The following is a 16,731-nucleotide window of genomic DNA, read 5'->3' as shown; positions in this document are numbered from 1 at the left end:
AATGATGCGTCCCCGCACGAAGCATGCCGTACCGGCGGCCAGCGACATCTGCCGCCTGTCGGCTGTCGAACTTGCCGGTGCGATCCGCCGGAAGAAGCTCTCCGTGCGCGAGGTGGTGACGGCGTTCCTCGATCGCATCGATGCGGTCAACCCGCTGGTCAACGCCATCGTCTCGTTGCGCGACCGTGCCGACATACAGCGCGAGGCCGATGCCGCCGATATCAGCCGGACCGATGGCACCGGCGCGCTCTTTGGCCTACCCATCGCCATCAAGGACCTTGCCTCGACCACCGGCCTCAGGACCTCGTTCGGCTCGCCGATCTTCGCCGATTTCGTGCCGCGGGAAGACGATTTCTTCGTCGAACGCATCCGCGACGCCGGCGCCATCATCATCGGCAAGACCAACGTTCCCGAATTCGGGCTCGGCTCCAACACCTACAACAATGTTTTCGGGCCGACGCTGAACGCTTTCGATCCGGCGCTGACCGCCGGCGGCTCGAGCGGCGGAGCGGCGGTGGCGCTGGCGTTGGACATGGTGCCCATCGCCGATGGCAGCGACTTCGGCGGCTCGCTGCGCAACCCGGCGGCCTGGAACAACGTCTACGGTTTCCGGCCGTCACAGGGGCTCGTGCCCAGCGGTCCCGACTTCGAGGTCTTCCACGCGCAGATGGGCGTCGAGGGGCCGATGGGCCGCAACGTCGCCGACATGGCGCTCTTGCTCGACGTGCAGGCCGGCTACCATCCGCAGGCGCCTCTCTCCTATGAGAAGCAAGGCTCCTTCCTCGAAGGCCTGGCGACGGCGGCGACCGGTGGCCGTATCGCCTGGCTCGGCGATCTCGGCGGCCATCTGCCGATCGAGCCCGGCATCCTCGACTTATGCGAGGCAGCACTCGCACGGTTCACGGATGTATCTTTCCTGACCGAGCCCTTGCGACCGGATTTCGATTTCGAGACACTCTGGCAGGCCTTCGTGACGCTGCGCCAGGCCAGCAGCGGCTGCGCCCTGAAAGTACACTATGACGACCCCGCCAGGCGTGGCCTGCTGAAGCCGGAAGCCGTATGGGAAGTGGAAAACGCGATGCGGCTGACGGCGCCGCAGATACGCGCGGCCTCGGTCGTCCGAACCTCCTGGTACCGCACGCTGCTGTCGATCTTCGACCGCTTCGACCTCATCGCGCTGCCGACTGCGCAGGTCTTTCCGTTCGATGTCGGCACCCATTGGCCGCGCGAGGTCGGGGGGCGGGCAATGGACAGCTATCATCGCTGGATGCAGGTTTCGGCCTTCGCCACCCTGGGCGGTTGCCCGGCGGTCAATGTTCCCGTCGGCTTCGACGACAGGGGCCGGCCGATGGGCATGCAGCTGGTCGGCAGGCCACGCGGCGACCTCGCCGTGCTGAAGGCTGCGGCTGCCTATGAGACGACGCTGCCCTGGCCCGCCGGAGCCTGAGCCAGACCGGCGCGCCGGCTTGCGTCGTCCTCGCCGTCATGCATTGATTGTTGCATGCTAGGCCGCGATGGCGGCATTGCGAGGAAAATCATGTCGCTGGAACTCTACGCCGCCTATGTTCTTGCCTGCATCGTGATCATCCTGGTGCCTGGGCCGACGGTGACCCTGATCATCGCCAACAGCATCCGCCACGGCTCCCGCGCCGGCCTCGCCAACGTCGTCGGCACGCAAGCCGGCCTAGCAGTCATGATCGTCATCGTCGGCATCGGCCTCAACACGCTGATTTCGGGCATGGGCCACTGGTTCGAGTGGGTCAGGCTGATCGGCGCGGCCTACCTGATCTGGATGGGCGTGCAGATGTTCCGCTCGAAGGGCACGCTGAACGCCGACGGAACCGCCCGCAAACCACGCGGCGGCTTCTTCCTGCAGGGCTTGGCCGTGGCGCTGAGCAATCCAAAGACGCTGATCTTCTTCGGCGCCTTCTTTCCGCAGTTCATCTCTCCCGCCGGCAACTACCCACTGCAGATCGTCATCATGGGCCTGACCGCCATGATCTTCGCCGCCATGTCGGACTCGACCTATGCGCTCGCCGCCGGCCGCGCCGGGCGCATGCTGTCAGCCAGCCGCATCAAGCTCCTGTCGCGGATCAGCGGCAGCTTCATGGTCGGCGGCGGCCTGTGGCTGGCGTTTTCGAAGGCAAAGTAACGGCGAAAGCGCCTTCTCCATAAATTTTTGCGGAGACATATTGAAGAATTGTACGCTGCTGCACAACTCTTCACTATGCGCAAATCAAACGTTTCCTTTCGGGATCGCTTGCTTATTTGGCAATACGAGTACAGCGACGCAGTGATCGGCACCGCTTTCTTTTGCGCCTTTGCACTGATGAAATCCATTGCGGTTGTAGGGCTCCAGGCCAATCCGGTCGTCACCACTCAACGCGTGATGGCCGTGGTAGAATACATCAGAGTGAAACCTGTCAGCCCGTATGCCATGGTAGGTCACAATCTATACTACACCTACGACGTGCGCCTTGATGACGGCAACACGCGGATTTCGATCGACGACGACGTCGAGCGACCGCATCTTGTTGGCTCACTCGTTCCTATTGAACGTCAACACCACAAGCGCGGCGTCGACACCTATCGATTGCTCAATGGGTGACAACGCGCGCCGGTGACACCGCGCGCTTGTCGGCGATTCCAAACGTCAGTTAAGCCGCCCCAGCCTTTCCACCAGCAGCGCGAAAAACCCATCATGGTCGATGTCGCGCATCACCATGGCGTTCTTTTCCCTGGAGGTGACCCCCCACCAGTCGACCACGGTCATGCCCATGGTCAGTTCGGAGGCGGTTTCCACGGTGACGTTGCAATGGCGGCCTTTGAACAGGTCGGGCTTCAGGAGATAGGCGATGACGCAGGGGTCGTGCAGCGGCCCTCCATCCGTGCCGTATTTGCCTTCGTCATAGCGCTCGAAGAATTCCAACATCTCGGCGGCGGCGATGCCGACCTTGGTGCCGAGCTTGCGGAACGCCTCGATGCGCTTGGACGTGGTCAGCGCCTTGTGGGTGACATCGAGCGGCATCATCACGATCGGGATGCCGGACCGGAAGACGACGTCGGCGGCATGCGGATCGACATAGATGTTGAATTCGGCCGTGGGCGTGACGTTGCCGCCCTCGAAGAAGCCACCGCCCATCAGCACGATTTCCTTGATGCGCGGCGCAATCCGGGGCTCTCGGATCAGCGCCAGCGCAACATTGGTGAGCGGTCCGAGCGGGCAGAGCGTGATGGTGCCGCTCTCTTCCTTCATCAGCGTCTCGACGATGAAATCGACGGCATACTGGTCCTGCAGCTTCATTGTCGGTTCGGGCAAATCCGGTCCGTTCAAGCCGGTCTTGCCATGGACCTCCTCGGCCGTGACTAGTTCGCGCGCCAACGGACGGATGGCGCCGGCGTAGACCTTGATTTCGGGCCGGCCGGCCAGTTCGCAAATCTTGCGGGCGTTCTTTTCGGTGAGCTTCAGCGGCACGTTGCCGGCGACGGCCGATATGCCGGCGATCTCCAGTTCAGGACTGCCAAGCGCCAGCAGAATGGCGATGGCGTCGTCCTGGCCGGGATCGGTGTCGATGATGATCTTGCGTGGTTGGGGCATTTCAATTCCTTGTTTGGCTGGCCATCAGCTCACCGGGCCGGTCCTGCGCCCGAAAGACGCCAACCGGCTGCAAAGCTGCTGAACCGCTTGACGGGGGACGGTTCCGGCCTGCGCGCTTCTCCTTGCATCCGCGCGTCGATTCAAGCGCCATGTCGATTATTCCTGTGAGTCCACGATGATCCTGGGCTATTTCCGTGGGTCCGCGACATGGTCTCCTTGGGCGGGTCTTTTGGTGGCTTGAACTTGGTCGCGGGGCGGACCATATCAAGACCATCGGGAAAAATGCCATTTGGGTTTTTCCAGTTTATGTCGCTCTTGAGAGGACAGTGTAACATGAGCCGAATGACGCCTTTCTCCAGCCCGCTTCTCCTGGGTTTCGACGCCATGGAAAAGACCCTGGAGCGTCTGGCGAAGTCCGGTGACAGCTACCCTCCCTACAACATCGAGCGCCTGAGCGGTGCCGACGGCAAGGCCGAAAGGCTGCGCATTACACTCGCCGTCGCCGGGTTCGCCGAAAGCGATCTCGATGTGACAACGGAGGAAAACCAGTTGGTCGTGCGCGGTCGCCAGACCGACGATACCGAGCGCGAATTCCTTCATCGCGGCATTGCCGCACGCCAGTTCCAGCGCTGCTTCGTGCTGGCCGACGGCATGCGTGTGATCGCGGCGGAGCTGAAGAACGGCCTTTTGTCGATCGACCTTGATCGGCCGGAGTCGGAACGGCTGGTACGGAAAATAAACATATCGGTGAAAGACTGATCTTCACCGATGGCTCTCATGCGGGATGGCCTTGAGCGGCGTCCTCGCGCCAAGGAGGCTTGAAATGACCAGAACTGACGAAACCATCACCATGACCAGCGGCGAATTCGCCCATCTCGGCGAAGGCTCTGTCGCCTATCTGCGCAAGGTCTCGAGCGACGAACTGCTCGGCCGCTTCCCCAACATCGGTGAAATCGCTCCCGGCATGGAGCTGTGGGCCCTGTTTGGGGCCAATGGCCAGCCGATCCTGCTTTCCGACGCGCGTGACCGCGCGCTGGCCGGCGCCATGGAAAACGACCTGACCACCGTCGCCATTCATTAAAGACAATTGGTTGGCTGAACTGAAAAGGGCCGCTCATGGCGGCCCTTGGTACAATATTTAAAAAGATGGCTTCAGGCCGCGTGCGAGGCCTGCGTATCCGACAAAAGCGCATGGATCGCCGCGGCGTCGCGCGTGCCCCTGACCTTGGCCACGGTGTCGGCGTCGCGCAGCACGCGCGCGATGCGCGACAGTGCCTTGAGATGATCGGCACCCGCCCCTTCGGGCGCCAGCAGCAGGAACACCAGATCGACCGGCTGGTCATCCAGCGATTCGAAATCGACCGGCGTCTCCAGCCGGGCGAAAACGCCGGCGATGCGCTTCACGCCGGCGAGCTTGCCGTGCGGGATGGCGATGCCGTTGCCGACGCCGGTCGAGCCCAGGCGCTCGCGCTGCAGGATGGTGTCGAACACCTCCCGTTCCGGAATGCCCGAAATCGTCGCTGCCCGCTCGGACAGCAATTGCAGTAGCTGCTTCTTGGAGTTCGCCTTCAACGCCGGCAAAATCGCCGGAACGCTGATAAGATCGCTCAGATCCATGCTTGAAAATCCTTGTTCGCCTGCCGCGCCAGTCCCCACCCCTCGTGCGGCTGGCTTTTATCCCTGTGCGACTTTGGTCGTGGACGGATCGATCCAGCCGATGTTTCCGTCGGGCCGGCGATAGACGATGTTGAGATGGTCGGTTCCGGCATTGCGGAAAACAAGCACGGGACTGTCCTTGGTATCGAGTTCGATGACCGCCGAGGCCACCGACATGGTCTTCAGCGTCATGGTCGATTCGGCGACGATGGCCGGTGCGAAATCCTCCGGGATTTCCTCATCGTCATCGGCAAGCGGTGCCATCACCGTGTAAGCGATGTCGGTCAACTCGCCGTTGCCATTGCCTGAATTGTGCGATTTCAGACGGCGCTTGTATCGCCGAAGCCGGGTCTCCAGCCGATCGGCCGCGGCCTCGAAGGCGAGTGTCGGGTCCTGGGCATCGCCGGTGGCCTGCAGCGAGGCGCCGGAATCCAGCCGGATCATGCAATCCGCGGAATAGCGCGAGCCCGATTTGATGACGGTGACATGCCCCGCGAAGCCGCGATCGAAATATTTGCCGATCGCTTCACCGACACGATCGTTGATGCGTGTACGGAACGCATCGCCGATATCCATGTGCTTTCCCGAAATGCGCAGATTCATCTGAAAACTGACCTTCCTTGCTCAGGCTTCAAACTGGCCCGAGTTTATACTCGTGATCCGTGCGCACAAGCTTTGCGGCGTCACTCGCGCCGATTTAAATCCGAACTTTCCGGTTGATCACAAGCCGCCTTCTTGACCGTCCCGGGTCATTGTCGTGACGGACCATCCGCTAGCGGGCATCGAGCCCGTCTCATGCGGGCGGGCTTCTAGCCACTTCACCGTGGCTTGTCAATGAAACTTGAAAGCTGTGGAAATCGTGAACGCCTAGCGGCCGGCGCTGGCGAGCGCCCGTTTCTCGCGCCGGCGCTGTACCGAGGAGGGAATATTCATGCCTTCCCGGTACTTGGCGACCGTGCGCCGGGCGATATCGACGCCGCTTTCCCTGAGCATGTCGACAATAGCATCGTCCGACAGCACATCGACGGGCTTCTCCTCGTCGATCATTTGCTTGATGCGATCACGCACCGCTTCCGAGGAATGCGCATCGCCACCACCCGATGCCGCGATCGAGGCCGTGAAGAAATAGCGCAGCTCGAACACGCCGCGCGGGGTGAGCATGTATTTGTTGGCGGTCACCCGGCTGACCGTCGATTCGTGCATGCCGATGGCGTCTGCCACCGTGCGCAGGTTGAGTGGCTTCAGCTGGCGCACGCCATGGACCAGGAAGGCGTCCTGCTGGCGCACGATTTCCGAGGCCACTTTGAGGATCGTCTTGGCCCGCTGGTCGAGGCTCCGTGTCAGCCAGTTGGCGTTCTGCAGGCACTCGGCCAGGAAATCCTTTTCCGCCTGGTTCTTCGCGTGCGGCGACACCTGGGCGAAATAGATGTGGTCGACGAGCACGCGCGGCAGCGTTTCGGCATTGAGTTCGACGGTCCAGCTGCCGTCATTGGCCGCCCGCACCTCGACATCGGCGACGATCGCATCGCTGGCGCCGCCAGAAAACGCCATGCCCGGCCGCGGGTCGAGCGCCCGGATTTCGGCCAGCATGTCCAGCAAATCCTCCTCGTCGACGCCGCAGAGCCGCTTCAGCGTCTGGAAATCGCGGCGCGCCAGCAGTTCGAGATTGGCGACCAGGGCCTTCATGGCCGGATCGAGACGGTCACGCACGGCAAGCTGCAGCGAAAGGCATTCCGCGAGGTCGCGGGCAAACAGGCCGGCCGGCTCGAAGGTCTGGCACACGGCCAGCACCTTGCCCACCGCCACCTCGTCGGTGCCAAGCCGCGTGGCGATCTCCGCCAGATCGGCCCTGACATAGCCGGTCTCGTCGAGCCCATCGGCAAGTTCTCCGGCGATCAGCCGCGCGACGGGATCGATGAAGGCGAGCGCGACCTGCTCGCCGACATGGTCGCGCAGCGTGATCCCGCTCGCAGCCATGTCGCCGGCGTCGAGCCCCTCGGACGAGGAGCCTCCACTGCCCGAAGCCGATTTCCATTGCGCCGTCAGGTCGGGGCCCAATCGCTCGCTGGTGCCGGGATCGTCGGGAAACAGGTTTTCCAGGGACGTATCGAGCTTTTCCGAGATGGCCTCGGCACTCCATCCCACCTCGTTCTCGAACCAGTCACCATCGGCGGCCGCTTGCGGCTCTACGTCGAGCTTCTGCGCCTGGTCGCTCGCGGCATCATCCTGCGGCTCGGCGCGCTCCAGAAGCGGGTTGCGCTCGATCTCCTCGTCGATGAAGTGCTCTAACTCGGTATGGGTGAACTGCAGCAGCCGAATCGACTGCATCAGCTGCGGCGTCATCACCAGCGACTGCGACTGTCGGAGCTGTAGTTTGGCCGCCAATGCCATGGTTCGGTTTCAAACGCCTCCTCTACGCGTCCCCAACTTCCGGAAATCAATTTCACGGCCGGCCATAGAAACTGGCCCGGCTTTTGCTTGTCAAGGCAAAGCCTAGCAAAACCCGCTTACCGGAGCGTTATCCCGGAGCAAAATCGCGGAAAACAGGTCGCCGGCGCGCAAAAAATCGTATCAGAAAACAAATTTCACGCTCAGAGCGTAAAACCCTCGCCGAGATAAAGCCGCCGCACGTCGGGATTTGCCACCACTTCGTCGGCGCGGCCATGAGTGAGCACCTGGCCGGCGTGGATGATGTAGGCGCGGTCGATCAGGCCGAGCGTCTCACGCACATTGTGGTCGGTGATGAGGACCCCGATGCCGCGCGCCGTCAGGTGACGCACCAATTGCTGGATATCGGCGACGGCGATCGGATCGATGCCGGCGAAGGGCTCGTCGAGCAGCATGTAGGCCGGGCGCGTCGCCAGCGCGCGCGCGATTTCCAGGCGCCGCCTTTCGCCGCCCGAGAGCGACATGGATGGCGCCTTGCGCAGATGGCTGATGTGAAATTCCTCAAGCAGTTCGTCGAGGTTGCGCTCGCGGACCTTGCGATCCTTTTCGACCACTTCGAGCACGGCGCGGATGTTCTGCTCGACATTGAGCCCGCGAAAGATCGAGGCCTCCTGAGGCAGATAGCCGATGCCGAGGCGCGCGCGACGATACATCGGCATCGAGGTGACGTCGAAGCCGTCGATCTCGATCGTGCCTTCATCCACCGGCACCAGGCCGGTGACCATGTAGAAACAGGTCGTCTTGCCGGCGCCGTTGGGGCCGAGCAGCCCGACGGCCTCGCCTGCGCGCACGCCAAGCGTGACGCCGCTGACGACCTTGCGGCCCTTGTAGCTCTTGGTCAGACCCTTGGCGATCAAGGTTCCCTTGAACTTCGCCTTGTCGACCGTGGCCGGCGCCGAAAGCTTACCTGCGGCCCGTCCCGGAAGACGTGCCGTCAGCGACGACAGGCTGACCATCAGGGGTTCGTCGCTCCCGATTTCGGCGGCGGCGTGATCGACATCTGCACACGCTGCCCAGCACATGGATCGACCTGGGCCAGCCCGGTTTTCATCTGCACGGTGAGCTTGCAGCCGACCAGCACATTGTCGTTTTGCGAAAGGACGACCTTTTTGCCCGAAAGCACCAGCACCTGGCTCTTCATGTCGAAACTGCCCTGATCGCCGGTCGCGACCTGCTGATCCGACTTGATGTAGACCTTGTCGGAGATCTCCAGGTGATCGATGTTGGCCGAGCCGGTCATGGCTGCCGCCCCGGCGGCTTCGGCGCCCTTGGCGCCCGCATTGGGGTCCTTGACGTAGTAGACCATCATCTTGCCGGCCTTCATCAGCGTCGGCCCCTGGACGACGGTGACATTGCCGGTGAAGATCGCGACGCTGTCGGCCTGGTGGACTTCCAGCTTGTCGCTTTCGATCTGGATCGGCTTGTCGCCGGCCAGTTTGAGACCCGACACCTGGCTGGCCGCTCCCGACTGCGCCAGCGACGGCGCCAGGCTGAGCAGGAACAGCGCCGAAGTTGCGGCCGCAAGCCGTGTCGAATTATTGAGCCACATTCGCTTCTTCGCCCTTTGCCTCAGCCGCCTTCAGAACGGCGGGATCGATGTTGACACGAACCTTGTTCTCGAACACCAGGATCTTGCCATTGTCCTGGACCGACATCGAATCCGCCCTGATCTGCGACCCGCCACGGCTGACATCGACGGGATCATCCGTCTTCATAGTGCCTTTGCCCATGTCGAGGAAGACGGATTTGAACTTGGCCTGCATGCCGTCGGTGGTGCTGATGGTGACGTCGCTGTTCAGCTTCATCGTATTGCCGTCGCGATCGTAGGTACCGCGCGAGGCTTTAATCGCCGCGACATTGTCGGGGGCGATCGGCACCTTGGCGTCGATGCCTTCGAGTTCGATGATGCCTTGCGCGCTCACATCCTGGATGGCGCGCAGCGCCGTCATCGAATAGGGCTGCTTCTGCTTGGTGAAACCATTGAGTTTGGGATTGGCCATCACCAGCTTACCGTTCGAGAAGGCGGTGCCTTCGGCCTGCACCGCGACGGAAACGGGCGCGGCGAGGTAGGAATAGACTGGGAAGGCGACGGCGATCAATGCCGCGGCCAAGGGCACGGCGAATTTGAGTACGCGCACGCGGCGTGAATGACGCTGGGCGCGGTCGAAAGCTTCGCCCCGCGTCCAGTCATCCGCCGGGGGAGCCAACTCCGTCTCCGGGCTGGTCGGTTCATTCGGTCGCGCTAACATGACTGCTTTCTTCTAAAACCCTGCCCCGGGAGCACCGCCTATAGGTGGGACGCCAGCGCCCTCGCGCAAGCACAAGCCGACGAAAACCGCAAAAATGTGACAGCTGCCGTGCACAAACGAAACCCGGGTCAGCGCAACAGCCAGTGCTTCATAGCAGAAATAGACGCCCTTGCGTCTTTTTTCACCACCGAAGTTCTTCCCACTTACCTTGCGTCGCCCGCACAGGCCAGTCACAAAACAGACAACACGGACCGCCGCGCGCGGATTGCCGCGCCATGTGCGGAACGGAACTGCTTCCCGATCAAGACATCATGGTCTAAAAGCGTCTCTTCCCGATGACTGTGAGGCTGACGATGGCATTGAGAGCCGACGACCTGATCGACCGCCGCCGCTTGCGGCGCAAGCTGACTTTCTGGCGTGTCGCGGCCTTCGGCATCGTGGCGCTCGGGGTGATTGCGGTGTCGGCCTGGTTCTATGGCGACGATTTCGGCGGCTCCGCCGTCGACCACATCGCCAAGGTCAGGATCGAAGGCACCATCACCGAGGACGACGAACTGATCAAGCGGCTGGAGGCTATTCGCCAGTCGCCGAAAGTAAAAGGCGTGATCCTTGTGGTCGATTCTCCTGGCGGCACCACCGTCGGCGGGGAATCGATCTACGAGGAGGTGCGCAAGCTGGCCGCCGACAAGCCTGTCGTGGCCGAGGTCGGCACGCTCGCCGCGTCGGCGGGTTACATGATCGCCAGTGCCGCCGACCATATTGTCGCCCGCAAGACCTCGATCGTCGGCTCGATCGGCGTGCTGATCCAGTATCCCGACGTCAGCGGCCTGATGGACAAGCTCGGCGTCAAGCTGGAGGAGGTCAAGTCCTCGCCGCTGAAAGCCTCACCCTCGCCCTTCAAGCCGACCAATGACGACGAGCGCGCCATGGTCCGCAAGCTCATTCTGGACAGCTACGACTGGTTCGTCGGCATCGTCGCCGAACGTCGCAAGATGACCCACGAACAGGCGCTGGCGCTGGCCGACGGTTCGATCTTCACTGGCCGCCAGGGTGTTGCCAACGGGCTGATCGACGCCGTCGGCGGCGAGTCCGTGGCGATCGACTGGCTGGCGACCAAGGGTGTCGATGCCAAGCTCAAGGTGGTCGAGTGGAAGGACACGGAACGGCGCGGCGGTTTCCTGTTCTCGAAGGCGATGGCACGCACGATCGCCGGCGCGCTCGGCCTGCCGGACTCCGGCGGCGACGTGATCCATGAACTTGGCGCCGACCGCTTGTTTCTTGACGGTCTCGTTTCCGTCTGGCACCCTTGAGACGCGTTGGGACAGCTAAAAAAGCAAATAAAATCATCCTGATAATTTTGGCCGAACTGCTTTCACGGGGACCCGTCTGATGATCAAGTCCGAGCTTGTGCAGATTATTGCCACGCGCAATCCGCATCTTTTCCTGCGCGACGTCGAAAACATCGTCGGCGCGATCTTCGATGAAATCACCGACGCGCTTGCCGAGGGCAACCGGGTCGAATTGCGCGGTTTCGGCGCTTTTTCGGTGAAGAACCGACCTGCCCGCACCGGCCGCAACCCGCGCACCGGCGAATCCGTCGAGGTCGAGGAGAAATGGGTGCCGTTCTTCAAGACCGGCAAGGAGTTGCGTGAAAGGCTGAACGGCGGCAAGTAGGCGCGTCAGCGCTGGACGGCCTTATCGGCCCGCTTGCGACGGAAAACATCATGCTCAATCGCTTCATACTCATCGTGGTCTTCGTGCCCCTGGCGACCATCCTGATCGCTTTGGCAGTCGCCAACCGCGAACTCGTCGCCTTCACGCTGGACCCGTTCAATCCCGGAAATCCGAAGCTGACGCTCACCTTGCCGCTGTTCATCTTCCTGTTCCTGGCGCTCGCCATCGGCATGGTCGTCGGCAGCCTGGCGACATGGGTGAAGCAGGGCCACTACCGCAAACTGGCGCGCCAGCGCGGTGTCGAGGCCGAAAACCTGCGCCAGGCAGTCAGCCGCACGCCCTCGGTGCCGCAGGCGTGAGCCCAAGGGTCGGCCCAAGGGTCGGCGTTGCCGAAGCCGACCAATTGAGCCGCAGGTCGGCGCGTTTCTTTTCACGGAGCTTTTCATGCTGACCATTTCGGCCGCTGAGGTCGATCGTGCGCTGACCTTTCCTGGACTGGTCGAGACGTTGCGCACGGCATTTCGCGAGGGCGCGGTGCAGCCGGTCAGGCATCATCACACGGTCGAAAGGCCTGACGGCGCGGCGTCGACCTTGCTGCTGATGCCCGCATGGACCGATTTTCACGCCGCGGGCCGTTCCGCCGGCGGCCATATCGGCGTCAAGATCGTCACCGTCTCTCCCGACAACAACGCCGTCGGCAAGCCCGCCGTGATGGGGCTCTATCTCCTGCTCGATGGCAGCACCGGCGAGCCGGAAGCCCTGATCGACGGCCAGCGGCTGACGCAGTGGCGCACGGCGTGCGCCTCGGCCCTCGCGGCGTCCTATCTCGCCCGCGACGATGCCTCGCGGCTGCTCGTGGTCGGCGCCGGCGCGCTGTCGCCCTTCCTGGCCAAGGCGCACAGCGCCGTGCGGCCAATCAAGACCATCCGCATCTGGAACCGCACCCCGGCCAACGCCGAGAAAGTCGCGGCCGATCTGCGCGCCGAGGGCTTCGCGGCCAGCGCCGCGACCGATCTCGATGCCGAGCTTGGCCAGGCCGACATCGTCTCCTCGGCGACAATCACCACCACGCCGCTGATCAAGGGCACGTTGCTGCGGCCGGGAACCCATGTCGACCTGGTCGGCGGCTTTACGCCTGCGATGCGCGAAAGCGATGACGACGCGGTCATGCGCGCCCGCGTCTATGTCGACACCCGCGCCGGCGCCACCAAGGAAGCCGGCGACATCGTCCAGCCACTGGCCTCAGGCGTGCTGAAACCACAAGCCATCGTCGCCGACCTGCACGAACTGGCGCGCGGCCAAAAGGAAGGTCGCGGCAGCCCGGACGAGATTACGCTGTTCAAGTCGGTCGGTGCCGCGCTGGAGGACTTGGCCGCCGGCATTGCCGTCTACAAGGCGCTCAGGGGCTAGTCGAGGCGAGTTTGGCGCCCATCGTCTCCGCGATCAAAGCGAAGTCTGCCACGCTGATAGGGAACAAGCCAAAGCGCAACGGGTAACCCCAGTTCGATTTGCCTGAGGTGAACTCCAGCCTCTCAAGCAATGGCTTGATGGGCGTTTCCTGTGCCTGCGCCCAGTCGACATCGCGACGGAACGGCGTGAAGCCGCCGCCCATGTCGCCTTGATAGGGCTCTCCTTCCCGCACCATGCCGATCGCCGTGAACGCCTGCAGACCGTCTTTCTCCCCCAAAACCGTGGTCGGCGAATAATAGACGATGCTATCACCGGGCCTGACGCGGCGCAGCGGTGCCGCCTTGCCATGGTTGACCTGCATGAAGCCGCCCTTGCGGCCGCGCCGGACATGTTCGGCCGACGCCACGGCGATCCAATACGCGCTCATTTCTGTTCCTAATTGGCCAGTTGTCCGTCGGCCAACGCTTGCCCGCTAATCGGCCCGCAGTGCCGGAGCGCCAAACGATAGGGCTGGGGCCGCGGCAATGGCAAGTGCGGCCGTTCGGAACGGCTTCGGCCGGGAACCGTTGTTGCGTCATGCGACTATATGGCTTCCTGCTGTTCTGGTCTGTCTTGGCCACCATGGTCGCCGCGCTCAGCCTCGGGCCGTCTTTCGCCCACGTTCTGGAATCGGCGCCCCGGCTCACCCGATGGTCCCCGGCGCTTTGGCGCGAGGCCACCGTTTTCAACGGCCAGTTCCTGCTCTTCGCAATCATTGGCGCGCCGCTGGATATCGCGGCAATCATCTGCCCGGGACTGCTGGCGTGGCTGCTGCGCCAGGATCGGCCGGCGTTCTGGTTCGCACTCGCCGCCACCTTGCTCTATGCGCTATCCCTCGTGCTTTGGTTCGTTCTCGTCAAACCGGCCAATAAAATTCTCGCCACCTGGGTGCCAGGGCCAATTCCAGACAATTTCGAAGCCATACGGCTGCGCTGGGAAACCGGCCACATGGCCGTCACGGCGGCCAAGGCTGCCGGCTTCGTTTCGCTGGTTGTCGCACTGCTTTCGATCGGGCGTGGCGGCTAAGCCATCCGCAATCGCCCCAATCGCCGCAACTGCTCCAATCGTTGCTATCGCAATGTCGCGCGGGTTTGTTGCGCCGATGGGCATAGCTGTGGCAGAAGCGGGCCGAACCGCCGGAGAAGCTGTCTCTTGAAGTCTTTTCGCGACAAACGCCGCGACGGCCGCCCGCACCAGCCGGGTAAAGGCGAAGCCGCGCAATCGCGTCCACCGGAAGGCCGCGGCGTGGCCAGGCCGGAGGTCAGGCCGCGGCAAGACCTGAAGCCGGACCAGCCCGCACCGAAATCCACGCCCCGCAACCTTGCCCGTCGCGGCGGCGTCCTGCCCGCTGAGCAACTTCCGGTAATCCTCGAAGTGGCACCCAACGCGGATTACGCGCTGCTCGACAGCGGCGCTGGACAAAAGCTTGAACAATATGGACCCTATCGCATCGTGCGGCCCGAGGGCCAGGCGATCTGGCAGAAGGCTCTGCCGGCCAGGGACTGGGAGCGTGCCGACGCGATCTTCACCGGCGACACCGACGAGGAAGGCATCGGCCGCTGGCGTTTTCCCAGGACGCCGCTCGGCGAAACCTGGCCGATGAAGCATGACGGCATCGACTATCTCGGCCGCTTCACCTCGTTTCGCCATGTCGGCGTCTTTCCCGAGCAGGCGTCGCACTGGGACCATATGGCCGGGCTGATCGCGGCCGCCAGGCGGCCAGTCAAGGTACTCAACCTGTTCGGCTATACCGGCCTTGCCTCGCTGGTGGCGGCGCGCGCCGGCGCTGAGGTCACCCATGTCGACGCCTCGAAGAAGGCGATCGGCTGGGCTCGCGAAAACCAGGAGATATCAGGACTTGGCAACAAGCCGATCCGCTGGATCGTCGAAGACGCGGTGAAATTCGCCGAGCGCGAGGAGCGCCGCGGCAGCCGCTATGACATCGTTTTGTTTGATCCGCCCGCCTATGGCCGCGGCCCCAAGGGCGAGGTCTGGCAGTTATTCGAGGACCTGCCGGCATTGACCGATCTCTGCCGATCGATCCTGACCCCGAAACCGCTTGCCGTGGTGCTGACCGCCTATTCGATCCGCGCCTCCTTCTTCGCCATCCATGCTCTCATGCGCGACACTTTTGCCGGCATGGGCGGCAGGGTTGAATCGGGTGAGCTGATCATCCGTGAAAAGTCCGCCGGCCGGGCGCTTTCGACGTCACTGTTTTCGCGCTGGGTGGCCTGACATGAACGAACGGCATGCCGGCGCGCCCGGTCAGGTGAAGGAAGTCACCAGCCTTGCCAATCCGCTGGTCAAGGACATCAAGGCTCTTGCCTTGAAGAAATTCCGCGACCAGCAGAACGCCTTCATGGCCGAGGGGCTGAAGCTGGTCATCGATGCGCTCGACTTGGGCTGGCAGATCAGGACGTTGGTTTTCGCCAAGGCCGGACGCGGCAACGCGGCCGTGGAAAAGGTCGCGGCACGCACGGTCGCCGCCGGCGGCACCGTGCTCGAAGTATCGGAAAAGGTGCTTGTCGCCATCACCCGCCGCGACAATCCGCAAATGGTGGTCGGCGTCTTCTCGCAGAAATTCCTGGCCCTGAAGGACATCCGTGCCGACAATGGCGATGTCTGGGTGGCGCTCGACCGGGTGCGCGATCCCGGCAATCTCGGCACCGTCATCCGCACCGTCGATGCCGTCGGCGCCAAGGGCGTCATCCTGGTCGGCGACACCACCGATCCGTTTTCAGTGGAAACGGTGCGCGCCACCATGGGGTCGATCTTCGCCATACCGGTGGCCAAGGCAACGACGGAGGCATTCCTTGCCTGGCGCGGCGGCTTTTCAGGGCTGGTTGCCGGCACGCATCTGAAAGGCGCGGTCGACTACCGCTCGGTCGATTTTTCCCGCGGGCCGGTGCTGCTGATGATGGGCAATGAGCAGCAGGGCCTGCCCGAAAGCCTGGCGGCAAGCTGCGACAGGCTGCTCAGGATTCCGCAGGCGGGCCGTGCCGATTCGCTCAATCTCGCGGTCGCCACCGGCATCATGCTGTTCGAGATCCGGCGCGGCGCGCTGAAGCTCGAACCAATTTCGGACCAGCAATGAGGGTTGCCCAATCGTGAAATCATGGTCTCCCTACGCGCTGCTCGTCATCGTGGCCATCGCGCTCGACCAGTGGATAAAGACACTGGTCGAAGCCGGACTGCCCTTCCAGGAAAAGCTCGACCTCCTGCCCTTCCTGGCGCTGTTCCGCACCTACAACACCGGCATCGCCTTCTCGATGTTCTCCTCCTTCGGCGACATCGGCCTGGTTGTCATCGCGGTGCTGGTCGTCGCTTTCGTGCTTTACCTCGCCACGCGCACGCCATCGGGCCATGTCATCGCCCGCACCGGCTTTGCCCTGATCATCGGCGGCGCGCTGGGCAATCTGATCGACCGCGCCGTCCATAGCCACGTCATCGATTACATCCTGTTCCACACGCCGGTCTGGTCCTTCGCCGTCTTCAACCTTGCCGACGCCTTCATTTCGGTGGGCGCGGCCCTGGTCGTCTTCGACGAACTCATCGGCTGGCGGCATGAACCCACGCCTCCGAACGCCAAGCCTTCCGAGGATTGACCCCGCGCGGCCATCGCCGCACAGTCACGCCGAGCAAGTTCGCGGAGAAAAA

21 protein-coding genes are annotated in these 16,731 nt (G+C 63.1%); 13 read left to right on the top strand and 8 right to left on the bottom strand.

The annotated features are described in order from the left end of the window. The first annotated feature begins 1 nt into the window (after position 1). The 3 genes from FJ543_RS11470 (at position 2) to FJ543_RS11460 (ending at position 2,608) form a co-directional block, all read left to right on the top strand. Complete coding sequence (locus FJ543_RS11470; protein ID WP_140875119.1) at positions 2–1,447, top strand: amidase; 1,446 nt, start codon at positions 2–4, stop codon at positions 1,445–1,447. A gap of 90 nt (positions 1,448–1,537) precedes the next feature. Then, the gene (locus FJ543_RS11465; RefSeq protein ID WP_140875117.1) at positions 1,538–2,152 is read left to right on the top strand and encodes a LysE family translocator; all 615 of its coding nucleotides are present in this window, start codon (positions 1,538–1,540) and stop codon (positions 2,150–2,152) included. A gap of 48 nt (positions 2,153–2,200) precedes the next feature. Next, positions 2,201–2,608 (top strand): hypothetical protein, encoded by a 408-nt coding sequence (locus tag FJ543_RS11460; RefSeq protein WP_181173958.1) that lies wholly within the window; start codon positions 2,201–2,203, stop codon positions 2,606–2,608. Positions 2,609–2,653: 45 nt separating this feature from the next. Here FJ543_RS11460 and FJ543_RS11455 read toward each other — a convergent pair whose 3' ends face one another. After that, complete coding sequence (locus tag FJ543_RS11455) at positions 2,654–3,598, bottom strand: nucleoside hydrolase (protein ID WP_015315722.1); 945 nt, start codon at positions 3,596–3,598, stop codon at positions 2,654–2,656. Between the two features lie 333 nt (positions 3,599–3,931). Here FJ543_RS11455 and FJ543_RS11450 point away from each other — a divergent pair, with 333 nt between their 5' ends. Both FJ543_RS11450 and FJ543_RS11445 read left to right on the top strand, forming a co-directional pair. After that, complete coding sequence (locus FJ543_RS11450; RefSeq protein WP_013893014.1) at positions 3,932–4,357, top strand: Hsp20 family protein; 426 nt, start codon at positions 3,932–3,934, stop codon at positions 4,355–4,357. Between the two features lie 64 nt (positions 4,358–4,421). Further along, positions 4,422–4,679 (top strand): DUF1150 family protein, encoded by a 258-nt coding sequence (locus tag FJ543_RS11445; RefSeq protein ID WP_015315721.1) that lies wholly within the window; start codon positions 4,422–4,424, stop codon positions 4,677–4,679. A gap of 71 nt (positions 4,680–4,750) precedes the next feature. On the opposite strand, the gene ptsN is transcribed toward FJ543_RS11445, so the two are convergent. The 6 genes from ptsN to lptC all read right to left on the bottom strand — a co-directional run bounded on the left by ptsN (position 4,751) and on the right by lptC (position 9,951). Then, positions 4,751–5,215, bottom strand: a complete 465-nt coding sequence (gene ptsN / locus FJ543_RS11440) for a PTS IIA-like nitrogen regulatory protein PtsN (RefSeq protein WP_015315720.1) — start codon at positions 5,213–5,215, stop codon at positions 4,751–4,753. Between the two features lie 57 nt (positions 5,216–5,272). Continuing rightward, a complete protein-coding gene (gene raiA / locus FJ543_RS11435) occupies positions 5,273–5,857 on the bottom strand; it encodes a ribosome-associated translation inhibitor RaiA (protein ID WP_015315719.1) in 585 nt (194 codons plus the stop codon). A 264-nt stretch (positions 5,858–6,121) separates the two neighbouring features. After that, entirely contained in the window at positions 6,122–7,645 is a 1,524-nt protein-coding gene (gene rpoN / locus FJ543_RS11430; protein WP_140721166.1) for an RNA polymerase factor sigma-54, read from the bottom strand. A 200-nt stretch (positions 7,646–7,845) separates the two neighbouring features. Further along, positions 7,846–8,658 (bottom strand): LPS export ABC transporter ATP-binding protein, encoded by an 813-nt coding sequence (lptB, locus tag FJ543_RS11425; RefSeq protein ID WP_015315717.1) that lies wholly within the window; start codon positions 8,656–8,658, stop codon positions 7,846–7,848. After that, positions 8,658–9,251 carry an LptA/OstA family protein gene (locus FJ543_RS11420; RefSeq protein ID WP_015315716.1) on the bottom strand — a complete coding sequence of 198 codons (594 nt, stop codon included), beginning with the start codon at positions 9,249–9,251 and terminating at the stop codon, positions 8,658–8,660. Before FJ543_RS11420 ends, lptB begins: the two co-directional genes overlap by 1 nt. After that, on the bottom strand, positions 9,238–9,951 hold the full coding sequence (lptC, locus tag FJ543_RS11415; protein ID WP_140875115.1) for an LPS export ABC transporter periplasmic protein LptC: 714 nt from the start codon (positions 9,949–9,951) through the stop codon (positions 9,238–9,240). Before lptC ends, FJ543_RS11420 begins: the two co-directional genes overlap by 14 nt. Positions 9,952–10,304: 353 nt before the next feature. Between lptC and sppA the strand changes: the two genes are divergently transcribed. The 4 genes from sppA (at position 10,305) to FJ543_RS11395 (ending at position 13,035) form a co-directional block, all read left to right on the top strand. Continuing rightward, on the top strand, positions 10,305–11,261 hold the full coding sequence (sppA, locus tag FJ543_RS11410) for a signal peptide peptidase SppA (RefSeq protein WP_140713206.1): 957 nt from the start codon (positions 10,305–10,307) through the stop codon (positions 11,259–11,261). A 79-nt stretch (positions 11,262–11,340) separates the two neighbouring features. Then, positions 11,341–11,625: an integration host factor subunit beta gene (locus FJ543_RS11405; protein WP_006200394.1), complete on the top strand. Its 285-nt coding sequence runs from the start codon at positions 11,341–11,343 to the stop codon at positions 11,623–11,625. Between the two features lie 50 nt (positions 11,626–11,675). After that, entirely contained in the window at positions 11,676–11,984 is a 309-nt protein-coding gene (locus FJ543_RS11400; RefSeq protein WP_140875113.1) for a DUF1049 domain-containing protein, read from the top strand. Between the two features lie 85 nt (positions 11,985–12,069). Further along, a complete protein-coding gene (locus FJ543_RS11395) occupies positions 12,070–13,035 on the top strand; it encodes an ornithine cyclodeaminase family protein (protein ID WP_140618875.1) in 966 nt (321 codons plus the stop codon). On the opposite strand, the gene FJ543_RS11390 is transcribed toward FJ543_RS11395, so the two are convergent. Then, on the bottom strand, positions 13,025–13,462 hold the full coding sequence (locus tag FJ543_RS11390; protein ID WP_140875111.1) for an EVE domain-containing protein: 438 nt from the start codon (positions 13,460–13,462) through the stop codon (positions 13,025–13,027). The genes FJ543_RS11395 and FJ543_RS11390 overlap by 11 nt on opposite strands. Before the next feature lie 149 nt (positions 13,463–13,611). Between FJ543_RS11390 and FJ543_RS11385 the strand changes: the two genes are divergently transcribed. The 4 genes from FJ543_RS11385 (at position 13,612) to lspA (ending at position 16,679) form a co-directional block, all read left to right on the top strand. After that, on the top strand, positions 13,612–14,100 hold the full coding sequence (locus tag FJ543_RS11385) for a DUF1772 domain-containing protein (RefSeq protein ID WP_140875110.1): 489 nt from the start codon (positions 13,612–13,614) through the stop codon (positions 14,098–14,100). 126 nt (positions 14,101–14,226) lie between these two features. Further along, positions 14,227–15,309 carry a class I SAM-dependent rRNA methyltransferase gene (locus tag FJ543_RS11380; protein ID WP_140875108.1) on the top strand — a complete coding sequence of 361 codons (1,083 nt, stop codon included), beginning with the start codon at positions 14,227–14,229 and terminating at the stop codon, positions 15,307–15,309. Between the two features lies 1 nt (position 15,310). Further along, positions 15,311–16,168: an RNA methyltransferase gene (locus FJ543_RS11375; RefSeq protein WP_015315708.1), complete on the top strand. Its 858-nt coding sequence runs from the start codon at positions 15,311–15,313 to the stop codon at positions 16,166–16,168. Positions 16,169–16,181: 13 nt separating this feature from the next. Continuing rightward, positions 16,182–16,679, top strand: a complete 498-nt coding sequence (lspA, locus tag FJ543_RS11370; protein WP_140875106.1) for a signal peptidase II — start codon at positions 16,182–16,184, stop codon at positions 16,677–16,679. Positions 16,680–16,731 lie beyond the last annotated feature (52 nt).

Origin of the sequence: Mesorhizobium sp. B2-5-7, from assembly GCF_006440875.1 — a bacterium.
Classification (GTDB): Bacteria; Pseudomonadota; Alphaproteobacteria; order Rhizobiales; family Rhizobiaceae; genus Mesorhizobium; species Mesorhizobium australicum.
The sequence above is the reverse complement of the archived record's forward strand: the minus strand, read 5'-3'. Positions and strand labels throughout refer to the sequence as shown.

Coding starts and splice junctions, on each gene's coding strand:
- ptsN (WP_015315720.1), bottom strand. CDS start 5,215: ATGGATCTGAGCGATCTTATCAGCGTTCCGGCGATTTTGCCGGCGTTG.
- lptC (WP_140875115.1), bottom strand. CDS start 9,951: ATGTTAGCGCGACCGAATGAACCGACCAGCCCGGAGACGGAGTTGGCT.
- FJ543_RS11445 (WP_015315721.1), top strand. CDS start 4,422: ATGACCAGAACTGACGAAACCATCACCATGACCAGCGGCGAATTCGCC.
- FJ543_RS11470 (WP_140875119.1), top strand. CDS start 2: ATGATGCGTCCCCGCACGAAGCATGCCGTACCGGCGGCCAGCGACATC.
- FJ543_RS11395 (WP_140618875.1), top strand. CDS start 12,070: ATGCTGACCATTTCGGCCGCTGAGGTCGATCGTGCGCTGACCTTTCCT.
- raiA (WP_015315719.1), bottom strand. CDS start 5,857: ATGAATCTGCGCATTTCGGGAAAGCACATGGATATCGGCGATGCGTTC.
- FJ543_RS11405 (WP_006200394.1), top strand. CDS start 11,341: ATGATCAAGTCCGAGCTTGTGCAGATTATTGCCACGCGCAATCCGCAT.
- FJ543_RS11450 (WP_013893014.1), top strand. CDS start 3,932: ATGAGCCGAATGACGCCTTTCTCCAGCCCGCTTCTCCTGGGTTTCGAC.
- FJ543_RS11455 (WP_015315722.1), bottom strand. CDS start 3,598: ATGCCCCAACCACGCAAGATCATCATCGACACCGATCCCGGCCAGGAC.
- FJ543_RS11400 (WP_140875113.1), top strand. CDS start 11,676: ATGCTCAATCGCTTCATACTCATCGTGGTCTTCGTGCCCCTGGCGACC.
- sppA (WP_140713206.1), top strand. CDS start 10,305: ATGGCATTGAGAGCCGACGACCTGATCGACCGCCGCCGCTTGCGGCGC.
- FJ543_RS11465 (WP_140875117.1), top strand. CDS start 1,538: ATGTCGCTGGAACTCTACGCCGCCTATGTTCTTGCCTGCATCGTGATC.
- FJ543_RS11385 (WP_140875110.1), top strand. CDS start 13,612: ATGCGACTATATGGCTTCCTGCTGTTCTGGTCTGTCTTGGCCACCATG.
- rpoN (WP_140721166.1), bottom strand. CDS start 7,645: ATGGCATTGGCGGCCAAACTACAGCTCCGACAGTCGCAGTCGCTGGTG.
- FJ543_RS11390 (WP_140875111.1), bottom strand. CDS start 13,462: ATGAGCGCGTATTGGATCGCCGTGGCGTCGGCCGAACATGTCCGGCGC.
- FJ543_RS11420 (WP_015315716.1), bottom strand. CDS start 9,251: ATGTGGCTCAATAATTCGACACGGCTTGCGGCCGCAACTTCGGCGCTG.
- FJ543_RS11375 (WP_015315708.1), top strand. CDS start 15,311: ATGAACGAACGGCATGCCGGCGCGCCCGGTCAGGTGAAGGAAGTCACC.
- lptB (WP_015315717.1), bottom strand. CDS start 8,658: ATGGTCAGCCTGTCGTCGCTGACGGCACGTCTTCCGGGACGGGCCGCA.